This window comes from Scytonema sp. NUACC21 (genome assembly GCF_054684315.1).
Genome location: NZ_BAAFZH010000091.1, coordinates 55,952 through 73,499, shown reverse-complemented (window position 1 = coordinate 73,499; position 17,548 = coordinate 55,952). Strand labels below are relative to the sequence as shown.

Here is a 17,548-nt window from a genome sequence, read left to right as displayed (position 1 = left end):
AACTTAGCAAAACCACCCATCATAAAGTGGTGGCTAAAGCTATATGCAGCGTCTCTAAATTTGAGGCGTTATGCGTAAGGCAGTTTTTAGTCAAAAGCTAAAGTTCGGGGGTTACATATAGAGACTAAGTCCATCCCCTCTGTAAAAATGTTGGCTTATGAAGTAAAAGATACATAAAAATTATACTGAGTTCCTACTGAAGCTTGAAAGGTGGAACTGCTTGAAAAAAGTACTAGTAACCTCCCACAGACTTCAGGATAAGGAACCCGAAATGATGAAGAACTGGCAAGCCCACTCCTTTATAACAACTTTATTGATTTTTAATCAGCTAGCAATCGAAAATCGGCTTTTAACAAACCAGATGTGGGAAGCCGTGGAAGTATCAAAAAAATCCAGGTTAAGCTAGAGATGAGAGTTGGGGTTAGCTTTGCGCCTCTCATTTGGGTAAGGAGCAAAACTCATTTCTCACAGCAAGAATTCTCTCAATTTGGCATTGTCCTTACTCCATGCTGCGAATCATTACTCAGCAGGCAGACGTTAGAGCAGAACTACAACGGATCTGCGATCGCACCCAAGATGAACAGGTACTTCACAAAGAAGCAACAGTGCGAGAAGTGTTGCAGGCGGTGAAGCGCCAAGGCGATAAAGCTGTACTGCAATACACAGCCGAATTTGACAATCAAACCCTCAAACCAGAAGAACTGCGCGTGACAGGCTCAGAACTGGATGCAGCCTACCAACAGGTATCGCAAGAGTTACTTGAGGCAATTCAGCTGGCGTGCCGCAAAATAGAAGCGTTTCACCGCCAGCGAGTTCCAAAAAGTTGGGTTCACTTTGACGATGATGATGTAGTGCTGGGCAAGCGCTACACACCTGTAGATAGGGCAGGGTTATACGTGCCGGGTGGTCGTGCCGCCTATCCAAGTACGGTGTTAATGAATGCTATTCCGGCAAAAGTGGCTGCTGTACCGCACGTGGTAATGGTTACGCCACCGGGACCGCAAAAAGCGATTAACCCAGCAGTGTTGGTCGCTGCCCAAGAAGCCGGGGTACAAGAAATATATCGTGTTGGAGGAGCACAGGCGATCGCCGCCTTGGCTTACGGTACAGAAACGATTCCTAAAGTAAATGTCATTACAGGTCCGGGTAATATATATGTCACATTAGCGAAAAAACTAGTATACGGCACAGTCGGCATTGATTCCTTGGCAGGTCCAAGCGAGGTATTAATTATTGCTGACGATGCGGCAAATCCCGTACACGTTGCGGCTGACTTGTTAGCGCAAGCAGAACACGATCCAATGGCAGCCGCCGTGTTGCTGACCACAGATCCGGGTTTGGCAAAAAACGTAAAAGTCGCAGTCGAGAGACAGCTTATAGATCATCCCAGACGTACCCTCACCGAAAAAGCCCTTGCCCACTACGGCTTGATCGTGATTGTGGAATCGCTGCGAGCAGCTGCGGAACTCTCAAATGAATTTGCACCCGAACACTTAGAGTTAGAAGTACAAGAACCTTGGGAAATACTACCACTCATTCGCAACGCAGGTGCGATTTTCTTGGGGTATTCCACACCAGAAGCCGTAGGAGATTATTTGGCAGGACCCAACCATACCCTACCCACTTCTGGTGCTGCCCGCTATGCCTCACCATTGGGAGTTGAAACCTTTATGAAGCACTCTAGTATTATTCAATACTCACCAACAGCATTAGAAAAGGTGGCTGATGCAATTGATGCTCTAGCAGCTGCTGAGGGCTTACCATCCCACAGTAACTCAGTACAACGCCGCGTCGAAAAGGATAAATGATTGTGAAATATTAATTTTTGTCTAAAGTTTTTGCAAAAAGTAGTTGGCGATCGCAAACTACTAGCTTAAGGCTATGCAAACCCGAGCCCAAAATTTGGACGGGGGGAGTATAGCCGTTAACTATCATGACTTAGATTATCCGTGGAAGAGGTTTACTCTTTTGGAGGCAACAGCAGTGATAAAAACAATTTTGGTAGCTTTGGATGATTCAGAAATTACTGACCAAATTATTCAGACCGTACAGCAATTCATGCTGCCAAAAAATGGCAAAATCATTCTCTGCCATGTGTTTCCTACTGTAGAATCAGAGATAGAAATGCCTGCTGACCGTCCACACCGGGAGTCTTCAGCATCTTCTTACTTAGAGATTGAAAAACAACTCAAAGCATACCAAACTGAATTGCCAGTTGAAAGTGATATCGAACTTGTCACCGGCGACCCAGCAGAAGAAATTATTCGCCTTGCCAACATTTACAAAGCTGACCTGATTATCACTGGCAGTCGTGGGTTAACAGGTGTGAATCGAATTGTGCAAAATTCTGTCAGCAGTCAAGTTGTGGAAGATGCCCCTTGTTCTGTGCTAGTTGTTAAAGGTACATGAATTAACTCTCAATTTTAAATTTCATACAAAGTTTATATCTCAAACACTTAGAGGCTGTTAAGAATTGGCAAATCTATACCAATTTGCTGAAAAAGCGAGTAAATTTGATTACTGCTTAATTGGAGTTAGGTAATTAATATTACTTAGCTATTGATTTTTTTATAAATCAAGGTGAAAGGGAGAGGAATGACAATCTTAAACAGTCGTTATAAGGTACTGAGAGTCCTGGGTGCTGGAGGATTTGGGGAAACGTTTTTAGCAGAAGATACCCAAATGCCCTCTAGTCGTCGCTGTGTGATTAAGCAACTTAAGCCTGTTGCCGATAATCCCCAAGTTTACCAATTGGTGCAACAGCGCTTTCAGCAAGAAGCAGCAATTTTAGAAGAACTGGGTGATAGCAGCGATCGCATTCCCCGATTATATGCTTATTTTTCTGAGAACGGGCAGTTTTACTTAGTTCAAGAGTATATCGAAGGTCAAACCTTAACTCAAAGAGTCCACCAGCAAGGTTTGCTCAGTGAAACACAGGTCAAGGACATTTTAATTCATATTTTGCCGGTTCTGGACTACGTTCATAGCAAACGTATCGTGCATCGGGATATTAAACCAGACAATATTATTCTGCGCGTGTCAGATAGCAAACCCGTCTTAATTGATTTTGGTGCAGTGAAACTGACAATGCAAACCGAACTAGTTTCTGGAAGCGCCAATCCATCAATTGTAATTGGAACACCAGGATTTATGCCTACCGAACAATCGGTAGGTAGACCGGTGTTTGCCAGTGATGTCTATAGTTTGGGGTTAACAGCAATTTACTTGCTTACAGGCAGAATGCCGCAACAGTTAGCCTACGATAATGCGACTGGGGAAATTTTCTGGCGGGATTTTGCTCCCCATATCAGCCCCGATTTTGCCAATGTGTTGGATAGAGCAATCAGAAGAACGCCAAGCGATCGCTATTCTAGCGCTAAGGAAATGTTGGCGGCATTACAAACTCCCGTTGCGCCCACAGTGCCGGTTTACATTCCTCCCACAGTTCCTATTGCCAATCCTGTGGTAACTCCACCCCCTCCATCAATACCAGTGCAGCAACAACCAACACTACCAGCTGGACAACCTCCGGTATCCTACCAACAGCCAGTTGTCACCTCTGGTGCAGCCTTCGCAAGTCATCGTGGTTTAGCGCCTTGGCAACAGGGTGTCACAATTGGGGTTTTAGTAGGTGCATGCGTTGTAGGCGGTTTTTGGTTCTTTAAAGGGCAAACACTCACTCAACCAGAACAAATAACTGTAGTGCAGTCTAGTTCCACTTCAAAATCAGCCTCAAAATCAACTGATTCTGGCAGTGAACAAGAACCAACCAAAACAAGACAAAGCAATTTTTCAACACAACCAGACTCCGATTCCCAACAATCGCAACTCAGCAGTACAGATTCCAACACAAATTCATCTTCTGCACCAGCAATCAACGAAAGGGAAGCACGAAATTTAATTAATAGATGGTTGCAAGCGAAGCGAGTGATGTTTGCTCCTCCATACGACTCCCAACCTGCTGCTGAATTAACAACAGGTACCCAGTATACTAGCACTGCAGGAGATGAAGGTTCAATTAGTTCCCTCAAAAAAGATGGCCACTACTACAAATACGGCGTACAAAATATTGATAGCGTAGAAGAATTTTCTGTCAATGGAGATGAAGCTGTTATTCAAGTGAAAGTGACTGAAGAACGCACGCTTTTGGATAGAAATGGCAATATTCTCCCGAAAGAAACTGATTTCAAAACTAGAACAGTTCGTTATAGCCTGCAATTTATAAATGAGCGTTGGAAAATAGCTTCAACTGAAATTATTAACAATTCACAATGATGATATTTTTTAAGAAATTACCCTATGTTGTGCGAATTTTTGTCGTCGCGGCAGCTGTTGCATTTACCATAATTATTGGTGCAGCATTAATGATGAAATTTTCCGCGCCAAACCCGACGAGTGTTCGAGCAACAACATCTCCTCCATCAAATGTTGTTTCTGTGGTACCAACTGCCAGTTCTGCAAAGGTATCTCCTGTTGTTGTGTCGGCTAATCCAGTACAAGTTCCAGCAAATCCTGCCCCCGGTCAGCAACAATCAATACAAAGCCAAATATCATACGGGCATTTTGCCTATGCACAAGCAAATCCCAGTGAACTCATGATTGTTGCTAGCTATGCCACTGGTGAAGATCGACGCTTTGAGTCTTTACATTTTGATGCCGGAAAAGCGCTGATGCAGATGATTTATGCAGCCAGACAAGAAGGTGTTTGGATAGTACCTGTCTCGGGTTTTCGCACTGTAGAACAGCAACAAAAATTGTTTCAAGACCAGATTAGGCGTCGCGGTTCTGTTGAAAAAGCAGCAAAAATCAGCGCTCCTGCTGGATTTAGCGAACACCATACTGGTTTTGCTGTAGATTTAACTGATGGTAAATCTCCCAGGCAAGATGTCACTTTAGAATTTGAAAAGACAGCTGCCTATCGTTGGTTAACTCGTCATGGTAGAGAGTTTGGATTTGAGTTGTCTTTTCCCCAGAAGAATTCCCAAGGAGTGAGTTTTGAACCTTGGCATTGGAGGTACGTAGGTTCATCAAATGCAGCAGCAGTATTTACTTTTGCTAGAAAGCAAGGTTAAACAAACTCATTGTTTTTTGCTGCTAAATCGGGCAACAACTTCAGCTAATTCAGCAGGTTCAATTGGTTTGGGGAGATGGATTTGAAAACCAGCCGCAAGAGCTTGTCGTCGGTCATTCTCCCCTACATAAGCTGTCAGAGCGATCGCCGGAATATCCCACCCTCGCTCAGAAGTCATCACTGCAATCTGACGCATTAGGCTGTAACCATCCACTTTTGGCATCCCAATATCAATAACCAGTATATCTGGCTTCGACTGTGCCAGTAGTTCTAGCGCCTCTTGAGCCGATGCCACTGTGGTAACATCAGCTTTATACTGTTCGAGTGCAAAGGCGACAAATTGCCGCGTACCGGGGTCATCCTCTACCACCAAGACTTTTATGTCACTCAAATTTAGGAATGACCTGGGGAGTTCGCTGTTTGAGTTTATTTGTTTGGAAGTCTTGATGAGAGGTAATCTAATAGTAAAGGTTGCTCCTTGCCCAACACCAGAGCTTTCTGCCACGATTGTTCCGCCATGAGCTTCCACGATTTGCCGGGAAATTGCCAGCCCCAACCCCAATCCTCCAAATTGGCGCGTCATGGTACTATCTTCTTGCCGGAAACGGTCAAACACAAAGGGTAAGAAGTCAGCGCTGATACCCTGTCCCGTGTCCGTAACTGAGATTTGGGCATAGCCATCAACTCGTTCTAGTTCTACTGTAATAGAACCGCCCTCACTCGTGAATTTGATGGCATTTGAGAGCAAGTTCCAAAAAACTTGTTGCAATCTGTCAGGATCGCCCATGACTTGTCCCACAGTCACGTCAAGCATCGTCTTAATATGAATTGACTTCGCTTCAGCCGCCAGACGAACCGTTTCCAGGGCAGCAGCAATGGTTGTGACTAAACTTACTACAGTCAAATCAAGTGTTAATTTACCCCGTACAATCTGCGAGAGGTCGAGCAGGTCATCGACAAGTTTTGCCTGACGTTTGGCGTGCTGCTCAATTGCTGCCATTGCCTCTTGGAGTTTTGCTTCCGATAGTTTGTTTGTTTGCAGTAGCTTTGACCAACCTAGAATCGGGGTGAGAGGGGTTCTGAGTTCGTGAGACAGCATTGCCAAGAACTCATCTTTAATTCGGTTTGCCGCTTCTGCTTCGGCACGAGTTGCTTGCTCCTTTTGCAGGAGGCGATCGCGTTCTTGCTCCATGCGTTTGCGAGGGGTAATATCTCGTTGAATGGCAACGAAATGGGTGATAGTTTTATTGACATTACAAATTGGGGTGATGTGCCATTCTATAAAAAATTCCGTGCCGTCCTTGTGATAGTTGATTGCCTCACCGTGGAAAGGCATTCCCTCGGACAGATGTTTGCGTAACTCATCTAGCACCCCACGATCTGTTTTGGAACCTTGCAGTATGCGTGGAGTTTTACCCAGCACGTCCTCAATCGTGTAACCAGTCATCTCAGTAAAGGCTGGATTGACAAAAACAATCTTAGGTTCTGGTGGATCGAGTTTTGCTGTGGTAATGACAATTGAATCTTTGGATTGCTGTACCGCAGACAGCAAAAGTCGGATGGTTTCCTCTGTTACCTGCAAGCTCCTCAAAGCAGTCCTCAATCTCTCAAGGGCTTCCATCATCTGACTTTGTTTGCTTGAGGGTAATTGGCTGGCATCCTGTTGCAGTTTAGCCATCCGTTTCTCCAAGTCTTGAATTTGGTTAACAAACTCGTCTCCGTTCACGTTGTATCTTCCGAAGCGATCGCGTCAAATTCTATTGTGAATGGTTTATTCGAGCATTCGCATTTATACTGGGAAAGATTTTTGCAACGCAGTTTCCTTTGTAAGCTTGACAAACGCTAAGTAGATGCAAATGCTGCTAAACAACCGCTATCAAATTCTTCGCACTTTAGGAAGTGGCGGATTTGGTGAGACTTTCCTTGCGGAAGATACCCAAATGCCATCACTGCGCCGTTGTGTCATGGAATCTAAAAGCGGTATAACGTAGTTTTTCTTGATGAAACGTAACAAATCTGTGGGGATATGCTAGCAAATGTAAGTGTATCGGCTAGCATTTATGTTTACTGACATCTTGCACCTTCTCAATAAAGGGGTGGTGGGCGGTGCCCACTACGTAATAATAAGCTTTTGGGCCTATTATTTTCGCTTGGGAAATGGTGGTGCAAGATATGAGTTTACAAAGTGAATATGTACAAAAAAGATATGGATTTCATGAGGTACACTCTTGTAGATTGGCATAGGAGAGGAAAAATAGAATGCGCTCAAGAGGACGTTGGAGTAGTTCAACCGCGCCATTGTGATTTCGGAAATGCACATCTCCAAGAAGGCGCTGAAGGTACCGAATATACCTTGCTTGCCTTTCTCCATACCAAATCCAGCAGCAGCGGAGAAGTTGCCTCTCTCCATAATCCCAGAACTGACGAAGATTTCTGGGTAAGTGTCGTGAATCTTCTTCAATCCGCAGGAACCTTCGAGGTCGCTGTCAATACACAGTACTTTTTCCTTACGTTCGGTTTCGCTCATGCGGCTGAGAACAGAAACTACCGCTTCGCCAAATACGTTCCGGTTGGAACCCCATTTGTCACTGACACCCAGGAATGTGTAGCTATGCTTGGGCTTGGGTATGCTCTTGAGGTAGTTGACAGCTTCGGTTAATCCACGCTTTTCTAAGTAAGCGATCGCTTTATCTACAGGTATCACATCATGACCGTGGGTTGAGCCTTCGATACCTTCAATTCCCACAGCCATCTTCCGCTTGTTAACCAAAGCAACGGGTCCTAGTTTGGTGACTGCTTCACAAAGGCGGCGATACAAATCGTCTAAGTCTTCGCCATCACCTTCATTGACACTTAGCCCGTGACCTTCCAGTGTTTTGGCAACACTAAAACCTGGTAGATACTCTGAAGGATGTCCGGCGATGGTCACATCATTATCATCAATGATGAGTTTGACGTTAAGATTTTGAGCAACCGCCAAACGTGCTGCTTCTGCGTCATTACCTTCCTGTTGGGAACCATCTGACCCCAAGCAGATAACAACTTTGTTGGGATTGGCTAACGCTACACCATTAACATAGGGCCAAACGTGCCCCAAACGTCCGGAACTAAATTTAACACCTGGTGTTAAACCAAGTTCGGGGTGTCCGGGCAATTTTGCATGAGCTTCACGGTAATGGACTAGGCTTTCAGCATCCAATTCGCCGTGCAAAACAGCCATCAGGTATTGAGTTGCAACACGGTGTCCTGCTTCATCAAAGAAGATAGGTACAAATTTATCGGGTGCTCCCCGGAAGAATGCATCAAGGATAACAACTTCTGGTACTGTATCGTATGCACCACCAGTGTGTCCGCCCAAACCTTTAGCAGCACCTGTGGCGGTGAAGAAAACAATTGCATCGCGGCAAAGCTGAATGTTAGCTTTGAGTGTTTCTCTTTGCTCACTAGTTAGGGTAGGATTGCTTGGGTCTAGTGCTAATTTTTTGTAAGCGCTAAGATTAATCGGAAAGCTAGCAGCTACAGCAGTAGTCATGGTTAATATTCCTAAATTTCAGTGACTTACACACCGAACCGTTATCAATTGCGGTTCGCCGCGAAAGAGAACAGTACGTTTATGGTGGTTTTTGGTAAAAATTTACTCGCGATCGCTCTCTAAGAAACCTATTTGAGTGTACCGCGAATACTGGCAGTATTTAGTGAAGAAAAGACAGAGGATTTCGGAACTCCTGAGAATTTCGTTGCCTAAACCCATGGGATTTTCACAGCGCTGCGGATAATTGCCGCGAACACAAGTGCAATCGCAATCTTGGAATTTCGATCCTCACATCGATATTTTGCAACAGAACATCAGCCATTGTTAGCAATCTTAAGACTGCTTTAAATAGCGTGAAGTACTGCAAGGCTTTTTCTATGGAATGGCAACAATTTATAGATAAGTATAAATGCTTATCTATATAATAGGCAAGAGCAATGTCAAAAAAATCTCAAATTTGTGTTGGACAACACAGCAGTTACTTACTACTTGTGTAGAGAACTTTGTATTGTACCTCAATGTTGCGACCCACGGAATAGCTATGACAGTACTTAATATTTTTTATCAAATCGGTAAACCTTGCTTAAATTTCACACTGTACTTCACAGTTTTAACCTATGATAGGTTTAGGAAACTTAAATAAGTATTCCCAATTACTAAGCACATACAGTCTTCCAAAAAGCAGAAGACAAAGGATGGAAAGCATTGGTTCATACCAACCCACTCATTGCAAAACCACCAGGCGAGGTGCCGTTAAAAGAAGCGCCTCTCATTCGTGTGCTAGCCCAAGTGCGCTTCCCACCCATTCTCTCAATCGAAGAAAGCAATTTTGTTGCCCCATTTCAGGAAGCAATTCGAGAAAAATATCCTCTGCTACAGTTAGAGCAGAGTCGGGGGTTGATTTTAGATTCTCAAGGAGTTGTATCAACTGAACCCCAAAAAATCTGGAGATTTGTAGATGCTGGTAGTCATTGGCGAGTTTCGTTAGCACGTGACTTTATAGCACTTGAGACATTAGCTTACTCAAGTCGAAGTGACTTTTTAGAACGTTTAGAAAATGTACTTACAGCGCTCGATTTACATATCAAACCTCAAATTATTGAAAGATTTGGATTGCGCTATATTGATAGACTTGTGGAGCAGGATACAAAAGACCTTTCAAAGTTTGTACGCCCTGAAGTTGCTGGTATTTTGTCAACAGAGTTTGGGAAATCCGTACATCAAACAATTAGTGAGTCTCTATTTAACTTGCCAGAGGGGCATGGTCAATTACTTGCCCGGTGGGGGCTTTTATCTGCTGATACAACTATCGATCCGACAGTAGTTGAACCAATTGCTCAACCAAGCTGGGTGCTAGATTTAGATATGTCTGTCTCAACGCAGCGAGAATTTAGTATCAAAGTTATTATGAGCGAAGCACAGCATTTTGCAGAGCGAATTTATACTTTCTTTCGATGGGTAGTAACAGATGACTTTTTACAGCGCTTTGGAGGCGAACTATGAATACTCTTTTAACTAGAACTTATAATCAGACAAGTCATTGGGGCACTTCCGCAAATGGATCTATGTTAAACTACGTTGCTCCTCGCCGTGTTTTAGTCACAGTTTTTCCTGCTCCGTCTGAAACAGTAAGTAATGAACCAGTTTTCGATTGGAGTTTGTTAGTTATTTCAGAGCGAACAACAAGTGGTCTTAATTTAGTCCCCCAATCAACTGATTCTACAGAAGCAACTCGAGCTGCTCTCAATGAAATCAGAAAATTGAGCGGGTTAACATGGGAGCAGCTTGCTAGACTTTTCAACGTCTCACGAAGAAGTCTCCATTTTTGGGCAAGCGGACAGCCATTGTCCCGATTTAATGAGGAAAGCCTTCATCGACTTTTAGCAACCATCCGATATATCAATCGAGGTAGTGCAAGCATTAACCGCAGTATCTTACTAAACCCCAGTAGCGACGGTAAGCTTCCTTTCGATCTCTTGATTGCGGGTAAGCATGAGGAAGTAAAGCAACTTCTTGGTTGTGGTGACGCATCCCAAAAACCACAGCTAGTTCCGTTATCTGCAGACGCCAGTGAGTTACGTATGCCCCAGAAACCAGAAGATTTGGTCGATGCTCTTCAAAACCCTATCCATTATGAGGTTGGGCGAACAAGACCCGCTCAAGTGGTAAGGAGCCGCAAACGTGACACCAGGCAATGAACATCAGGGATGGATTCAGGAAATAGACTTGGCACTTAAAGAGTGGCGTCAGGGCGACTATGTACTGGGCGAGCATTGGTTTGTCCAACGATGCGATCCTCAGCGACCTCTAACCAAGGCATCTGAAAGTGCTGCAGAACAAGGAATTGATATTGTAGAATCTGAAGTCAGAGGCTTTGCTGTGGTTACGCAAACATGCGATATAGTCCGCTCTTGCTCATCCCGTCCGTTTATAGAAGTCGTGCCTCTTGTAGAAGTTAATGAGCAATCTTTATATGAGATTCAACGAGGTAGACGACCTCAGTACGCCTTTATTTCGGGGGTAGCAGAACATCATCTCGTTGCCGATCTCGATCGCGTAATGACGGTGGAGAAGGCAGTTGTCGCAGGATGGGAGCGAAAACCTGGATGCCAAAGCGATCGAGAAGTTAGAACACTTGGTCAAGCACTTGCACGAAAACGAGTTCGTTTTGCCTTTCCTGATGATTTTACTGAATGGGTTGGCAAGCTTCAAAGTCGGCTTCGAGACAAGCATGACAAGTCAAGCCCTGAGGGAGAAGCACTTCGAGCTTTATATGAGATTAGAGTACGAGCAGCGCCTTCTTGGAATGACTCTAAAATCCAACTCATGTTTTGGTTTATTCGACATGAAGAACAAGTTCAGTTCCAAGGGACAGGATGGGATAAACTACTGCAACAGTGGTTGAAGCTCATTCCCGTATCAGGACGCTTCCAATCTGTTGAGGGGCAAGTGGTTACTCTGGAGGACATTACAGCGAAAGATTATGTTGAGAGTAATCCTCTCGATCTCGATCGCTTATCTCACTAGAACCAAGGATTTCACAGTTTTTATATAGTAAATGTTTTCTGCATCAGCTAGGGTTGCATAAATTAGATGGGACTGCTAGATATTGTTTTTTAGTAAATTATGGTGAGATTGCCCATATAGAGGAGAAATATCTTACTTATGGGCGATCGCAAAAAAGATTGAAGCATCACACCAAGCTCCTTGTTCTGTAGTCGGTAGTGCCTGAATTTCGGCTAAATACTCAGCCTTACATTGCTCTAATTTATCTAATGAAAGCTCGAAGACTTGAGAGCCAAAAACATTTTTTGAGTTAATTTTCCAAAACTCCTCAGCGGTATTGGCATTTGGGGTGAAATACCAACCAAACTGCTCTTGTGTCACTAAAATATCTTTAAATCCTGCCTGTTGTAAGGGTTTGTAACACTTTTTTAGTGCCCCCAATGGTTCGTTAGGGTTAGGAATTGTTACACCATATCGTTGAGCCACTTCACGAAACAAAATTGACGTTGGAAAAGCTTTTTCTGCCCAAGTATTAAAGGCTAAGGTTCCACCAGATTTGAGAAAGCGGTACCATTTCTGTAAAGCAGCAGGAATATCTGTCAAATAACAGATTGCCAAGGAACAAAATATTATATCAAAACTGTTCTCAGCCAATTCTAAATACTCTGCATCTGCTTCAATAAATTCTACATTTTGTAAATCTAATTTGACCTGCTTTTGTTTGGCTTGATTGAGCATTCCTGTGGAAATATCCACGCCAATCACTTTACCTTGAGAACCTACTCTTTTAGCAGCAGAGAGTGCAACTAAACCAGTACCCGTTGCAATATCCAACACAGTTTGTCCGTTTTGGATTTGGACAAGTTCAATCAAGCGATGGGCAATAGGAGCATAAAACCTACCTCGGTCATAATCAGTTCGGGAATTAAAGTCGGCAAGCAATTGCTGCTTGTAATTATTTAACTGTGTAGTATCAACCATTGCAAATGAAGTATGAAGGATGAAGTATGAAGGAAAGCCTATCAATAAATTGCCGCTGATAGCGATATCTCCAGATTTAAGATTTAGTGGTGTTAGATTTAGAGATGCCAGTAGTGAATGGGTTAGAATTATGCCAAGTCGTGCGGCAAGATGTCTTGTGGGGCAATCTACCTATTTTAGTAGTAACTGCCCATACTGATGCTCAATCGCTTCAGGAAGCTTTTGCAGTGGGAGCCGATGATTTTATGACTAAACCTGTGCTAGTTTCGGAACTCGTTACACGGGTACTTAGCCGAATAAAGAGAGTACGAGGGTGCTTGCAAGCAGGCAAAATCAAAAAGAGGTAAAAATTATGGAACGTTATCCGCAATTATTACCCTACGCAGTTGCCATTGGTTCAACGGCGATTGCCCTATTGCTGAAACTTTGGTTAGAACCACTTTTGACTCAAAGTTTAGGTGCTTTTTTTTACATTACAGTTCTTATCAGTAGCTGGTATGGTGGCTTTCGAGCGGGGATCGTTGCAGTCATCCTTTCAACACTGGCAATCAATTATTTCTTTTTTCTACCTCGGTATCAAATTGGGCTCTCTCAACCCAAAAATGTATTCCAGTTAGGCATTTTTCTGCTGATTGCTTTCACGATCGCCCTGCTCACGAGTAATTTTGTCAACAGCAAACGGAAGGTTCAACAACTCAGTCAACAGTTGGCTCGGGAAAATGCTACGCAACTGCAAATGGCTCTGTCAGCAGCGTGCATGGGGATATGGGATTGGGATATTGTAACAGGTCTAATCAAGTGGTCACCAGAACTCGAACAGTTATTAGGCTTGGCTGTCGGCACCTTTGATGGTCAATACGAAACTTTTAATACCTGCGTGCATCCTGACGATCGCCAAGCACTCAACCAAGTCGTACAAGAGGCGCTACAAACTCACAGCCCCTACCAGCATGAGTTTCGCGTTATTTGGGCAGATGGTAGTACTCACTGGATTGAAGGAAGGGGATACCCATTCTATAACTCAGCCAGTCAGCCTGTTCGCATTATGGGAACGGCTATGGTAATTGACAAGCGCAAGCAAGCTGAAAATGCATTGCGGCAAAGCGAACAGCGATATCGTGCATTAGTCAATGCTTCGTATCAGATTGTCTGGCGCACCGATTCCGATGGCAACACAATAGCTGCTCCGGAGGGTTGGGAAGAACTGACCGGACAATCTGTAGCCCAATGCTTGGGATGGGGTTGGCTCAATGTTGTTCACCCAGAAGATCGTGAAAGCAGTGCTCAATGCTGGCGAGAAGCTTACAGAAATCGCACCTTATATGTAACTGAGTATCGTCTTCGGATGAAAGATGGCGATTATCGCAATTTTGCGGTTCGAGGTGTACCAATTCTGGATGTTGATGGCAAAATTAGCGAGTGGATCGGTACTTGCACGGATATTACGGAGCGCAAACGAGCAGAAATTGCCCTGCAGAAAAGTCAAATTCAGCTCCAGCAACAATTAGCTGAAATTGAGATTATCTACCAGTCAGCTCCAATAGGGTTGAACGTTTTGGACACCGATCTCCGCTTTGTCCGCATTAACGAGCGCCTAGCAGAAATCAATGGGTTTTCCGTTGAAGCGCATATCGGTCGCACAGTGCGTGAGTTATTACCCGAACTGGCTGACACCGCCGAACAACTGTTGCGCTCCATTTTAGTAACAGGCAAACCGCTTCTAAATGTAGAAATTAGTGGCGAAACCCCGGCTCAACTGGGCGTGCAACGAACCTGGCTGGAAAGCTTTCTACCGTTAAAGGATGGATCGCGCATCATTGGTATCAGTACCGTTTGCGAGGAAATTACCGAACGCAAACGAGCAGAACAAAGTTTGCAGGAGCGGGAAGCAACTTTACGCTTATTTATCCGGTATGCACCTGCTGGTATTGCTATGTTCGATCGGAATATGCGCTATTTGATGGCAAGTCAAAGATGGGTGGACGACCATAATCTCGATTCGGTTGAATCGCTCATAGGGCGATCGCACTACGAAATTTTTCCGGAAATCTCAGAGCGATGGCAACAAATTCATCAACGGTGTTTGGCTGGAGCAAGCGAAAAATGTGATGAAGATTTGTTTGTGCGCTTAGATGGAAGCCAGCAGTGGATACGCTGGGAAGTTCACCCCTGGCATACTACTACAGGTGAGATTGGTGGCATCATTATTTTTGGTGACGATATTACACAACGCAAACAGGCGCAAATTGCCCTGCAACAATTGAATGCCGAACTTGAGGAACGGGTAGCTGAGCGCACAGCACAACTGAGTCAAGCAAACGAGCGCCTGTTAGAAACGGTTAGAGAGCAACAGCAAATCCAACTCATTCTTTTAGAACAGGCGCAATTACTAGATTTAGCACATGACACCATCATGACCTGCGACTTAAACGGTGCGATCGCTTTTTGGAACGAGGGGGCCGAGTTTATGTACGGCTGGACAAAAGCCGAGGCTTTGGGGCAAATCTTCCATACTCTTTTGAAAACTCAATTTCCTCGACCATTCACAGATATTGAAGCCGAACTTGTTGAAAAAGGCTATTGGGAAGGAGAACTTGTCCATTTTAGCCGAGACGCTCGACCTATCAATGTAGCCAGTCGTTGGGTTTTACAAAAAGACAATGCTGGTAAACCCATTAAGATCCTACAAATCAACAATGACATTACTGAGCGTAAACAAGCACAATTAGCCTTAAGGGAGAGTGAAGAACGTCGCCGACTTGCTCTCGATTTAACTCATATTGGCTGTTGGGATTTACACTTGCCAAGCAGAAATTTAGCCTGGAACGACAATCACTTTACTTTATTAGGTTTAGCTCCCTACGCAATAGAGCCAAGCTATGATATCTGGCGCAATCGAGTTCATCCTGAAGATATTGATTGGGTTGAACAACGGTTTTGGGAATCTATCAAAAACCGTACCGATTACACAGCCGAGTATCGAGTTGTTCACCCGGATGGTTCGGTGCATTGGTTAATGACACGAGGACGGGCAATTTACGATGAATCAGAGCAACCCGTGCGATCGCTAGGTGTAGTGTTAGATATTACGGAACGCAAACACACCGAAGCCGTTCTCCGTCAATACGAACGCATCGTATCCACTGCCAAAGATGGCATTGCACTGCTCGATCGAAATCACATTTATAAAATCGTTAATCCAGCTTACTTGGACTGGTATAACAAATCTAATAGCGAAGTTGTAGGACATTCCGTAAGGGATGTTTTGGGTGAAAATTTATTTGATAATTTCATCAGATCTCAATTAGATCGATGTTTAACAGGAGAGACAATTCAGTATGAAAGATGGTTTGACTCCCCCAATTTAGCCCAGCAGTTTATTAGCTTTACTTATACGCCTTACTATGAACTAAATGGAAGCATTTCAGGCGTTATCATTAACCAGCGCGACCTAACTCGACTCAAACAAGCAGAACAAATGCTGGAGCTTCAGGCTGTCATCACCCGAAATATGGCGGAAGGCATTTGCTTGGTGAGATCTGATAATGCAATCATTATCTATGCCAACCCTAAATTTGAGCAGATGTTTGGCTATGACTCTGGCGAACTCAACGGTCAGCACGTATCAATTGTCAATTATGAAAATGAACACATGACAGCCGAAGAGGTTAACCAAGCAATTCGTAGTGCCGTCCTGGAAAATGAAGAAGCTACCTATGAAGTTCACAATGTTAAAAAAGATGGTACTCCATTTTGGTGTCGTGCGACTTGTTCTGTATTCAAGCATCCCGAGTATGGGGATGTTTTGGTTGCGGTTCACCAAGATATCACCGATCGCAAACGCATTGAAGAAGCTTTACGCGAGAGTGAAGAAAAGTTTCGTCAACTTGCGGAAAACATCCAGACAGTATTTTGGATGACAGATATTCATTATAAGCAATTTTTATATATAAGCCCTGTCTACGAAACCATCTGGGGCATGAGTTGTGAAAGCCTTTACCAAAACTTTTCTTTTTGGTTAGATGCCATTCATCCAGACGATCGCCAGTGTGTCGAAATTGTATTTATGGAACAAAGAACAGAACAATACGATGTCAAGTATCGCATCATTCGCCCCGACGGTTCAATCCGTTGGATTCGCGATCGTGCATTCCCAATCAAAAATGAACTAGGGGAAATCGTTCGGATTGCGGGTCTTGCAGAAGACATTACAGAGCAGCAAAAAATTGAGCAAATGAAAAGTGAGTTTATCGGCATTGTCAGTCACGAACTCCGTACTCCTTTAACTGCAATTCGAGCAGCATTGGGTTTATTAAAAACTGGTATTTACGACAAAAAACCAGACAAGTTCAAGCGCATGATTGATATTGCAGCTATCGACAGCGAGCGTCTCGTGCGGCTAGTCAATGATATTCTAGATTTGGAACGCTTAGATTCGGGTCGAGCTGTTCTGGAGAAAACAACCTGTCATGCGGCTGATTTAATTCAAATTGCAGTAGAAGGAGTGCAAGCGATCGCAGACAAGCAACATATTAGCTTTGACATCCACTCCACCGATGCTAAAGTTTGGGCATCAGCTGATGCTATTATTCAAACACTCACCAATCTGTTAAGTAATGCCCTGAAATTTTCACCTCCCAATTCCACTATTACCTTGAGTGTTGAACAGCAAACAAATAGCTACTTATTCCAAATAACGGATCGAGGACGGGGTATTCCACCAGAGAAGTTAGAAGCTATTTTTGGACGGTTTCAGCAAGTCGATGCTTCTGATGCTCGTGATAAAGGCGGAACAGGCTTGGGACTGGCAATTTGCCGTAGTATTATTGAACAGCATGGTGGGCAAATCTGGGTTGAAAGTACTATTGGTGTAGGAAGTACATTTTTCTTCACTCTGCCATTTTAATTTATTGACTGCACGACTTAATTTATAAATTTTGGCTTGATTCAGAACTTCT

At 43.9% G+C, this 17,548-nt stretch carries 12 protein-coding genes and 1 pseudogene; 10 read left to right on the top strand and 3 right to left on the bottom strand.

Annotation, left to right across the window (positions count from 1 at the left end):
- The first annotated feature begins 506 nt into the window (after window positions 1-506).
- The 4 genes from hisD (at window position 507) to ACYRY3_RS24720 (ending at window position 5,072) form a co-directional block, all read left to right on the top strand.
- Window positions 507-1,808, top strand: coding sequence for a histidinol dehydrogenase (hisD, locus tag ACYRY3_RS24735; RefSeq protein WP_460204289.1), 1,302 nt, complete (start codon window positions 507-509; stop codon window positions 1,806-1,808).
- Between the two features lie 175 nt (window positions 1,809-1,983).
- Window positions 1,984-2,409 carry a universal stress protein gene (locus ACYRY3_RS24730; protein ID WP_460204366.1) on the top strand — a complete coding sequence of 142 codons (426 nt, stop codon included), beginning with the start codon at window positions 1,984-1,986 and terminating at the stop codon, window positions 2,407-2,409.
- Window positions 2,410-2,595: 186 nt separating this feature from the next.
- Window positions 2,596-4,275 (top strand): protein kinase domain-containing protein, encoded by a 1,680-nt coding sequence (locus ACYRY3_RS24725; protein ID WP_460204288.1) that lies wholly within the window; start codon window positions 2,596-2,598, stop codon window positions 4,273-4,275.
- Complete coding sequence (locus tag ACYRY3_RS24720) at window positions 4,272-5,072, top strand: M15 family metallopeptidase (RefSeq protein WP_460204287.1); 801 nt, start codon at window positions 4,272-4,274, stop codon at window positions 5,070-5,072. Before ACYRY3_RS24725 ends, ACYRY3_RS24720 begins: the two co-directional genes overlap by 4 nt.
- Window positions 5,073-5,078: 6 nt before the next feature.
- On the opposite strand, the gene ACYRY3_RS24715 is transcribed toward ACYRY3_RS24720, so the two are convergent.
- Window positions 5,079-6,797, bottom strand: a complete 1,719-nt coding sequence (locus ACYRY3_RS24715) for an ATP-binding protein (RefSeq protein WP_460204286.1) — start codon at window positions 6,795-6,797, stop codon at window positions 5,079-5,081.
- 130 nt (window positions 6,798-6,927) lie between these two features.
- Between ACYRY3_RS24715 and ACYRY3_RS24710 the strand changes: the two genes are divergently transcribed.
- Window positions 6,928-7,062, top strand: a complete 135-nt coding sequence (locus tag ACYRY3_RS24710; protein ID WP_460204372.1) for a hypothetical protein — start codon at window positions 6,928-6,930, stop codon at window positions 7,060-7,062.
- 278 nt (window positions 7,063-7,340) lie between these two features.
- Here ACYRY3_RS24710 and ACYRY3_RS24705 read toward each other — a convergent pair.
- Window positions 7,341-8,603, bottom strand: a pseudogene (locus tag ACYRY3_RS24705) (thiamine pyrophosphate-dependent enzyme); the annotation flags it as partial.
- Window positions 8,604-9,308: 705 nt separating this feature from the next.
- Here ACYRY3_RS24705 and ACYRY3_RS24700 point away from each other — a divergent pair.
- Genes ACYRY3_RS24700 through ACYRY3_RS24690 form a run of 3 tightly spaced genes read left to right on the top strand, consistent with a single transcriptional unit; the run spans window position 9,309 to window position 11,630 of the window.
- Entirely contained in the window at window positions 9,309-10,106 is a 798-nt protein-coding gene (locus ACYRY3_RS24700; protein ID WP_460204285.1) for a TIGR04255 family protein, read from the top strand.
- The gene (locus ACYRY3_RS24695; protein ID WP_460204284.1) at window positions 10,103-10,801 is read left to right on the top strand and encodes a helix-turn-helix domain-containing protein; all 699 of its coding nucleotides are present in this window, start codon (window positions 10,103-10,105) and stop codon (window positions 10,799-10,801) included. Before ACYRY3_RS24700 ends, ACYRY3_RS24695 begins: the two co-directional genes overlap by 4 nt.
- Window positions 10,785-11,630, top strand: a complete 846-nt coding sequence (locus tag ACYRY3_RS24690) for a hypothetical protein (RefSeq protein WP_460204283.1) — start codon at window positions 10,785-10,787, stop codon at window positions 11,628-11,630. The genes ACYRY3_RS24695 and ACYRY3_RS24690 overlap by 17 nt, the downstream gene beginning before the upstream one ends.
- A gap of 132 nt (window positions 11,631-11,762) precedes the next feature.
- Here ACYRY3_RS24690 and ACYRY3_RS24685 read toward each other — a convergent pair whose 3' ends face one another.
- Complete coding sequence (locus tag ACYRY3_RS24685; RefSeq protein WP_460204282.1) at window positions 11,763-12,590, bottom strand: class I SAM-dependent methyltransferase; 828 nt, start codon at window positions 12,588-12,590, stop codon at window positions 11,763-11,765.
- An 89-nt stretch (window positions 12,591-12,679) separates the two neighbouring features.
- Between ACYRY3_RS24685 and ACYRY3_RS24680 the strand changes: the two genes are divergently transcribed.
- The gene (locus ACYRY3_RS24680) at window positions 12,680-12,937 is read left to right on the top strand and encodes a response regulator (protein ID WP_460204281.1); all 258 of its coding nucleotides are present in this window, start codon (window positions 12,680-12,682) and stop codon (window positions 12,935-12,937) included.
- Window positions 12,938-12,942: 5 nt separating this feature from the next.
- Window positions 12,943-17,496: a PAS domain S-box protein gene (locus tag ACYRY3_RS24675; protein ID WP_460204280.1), complete on the top strand. Its 4,554-nt coding sequence runs from the start codon at window positions 12,943-12,945 to the stop codon at window positions 17,494-17,496.
- The last annotated feature ends 52 nt before the right edge of the window (window positions 17,497-17,548 follow it).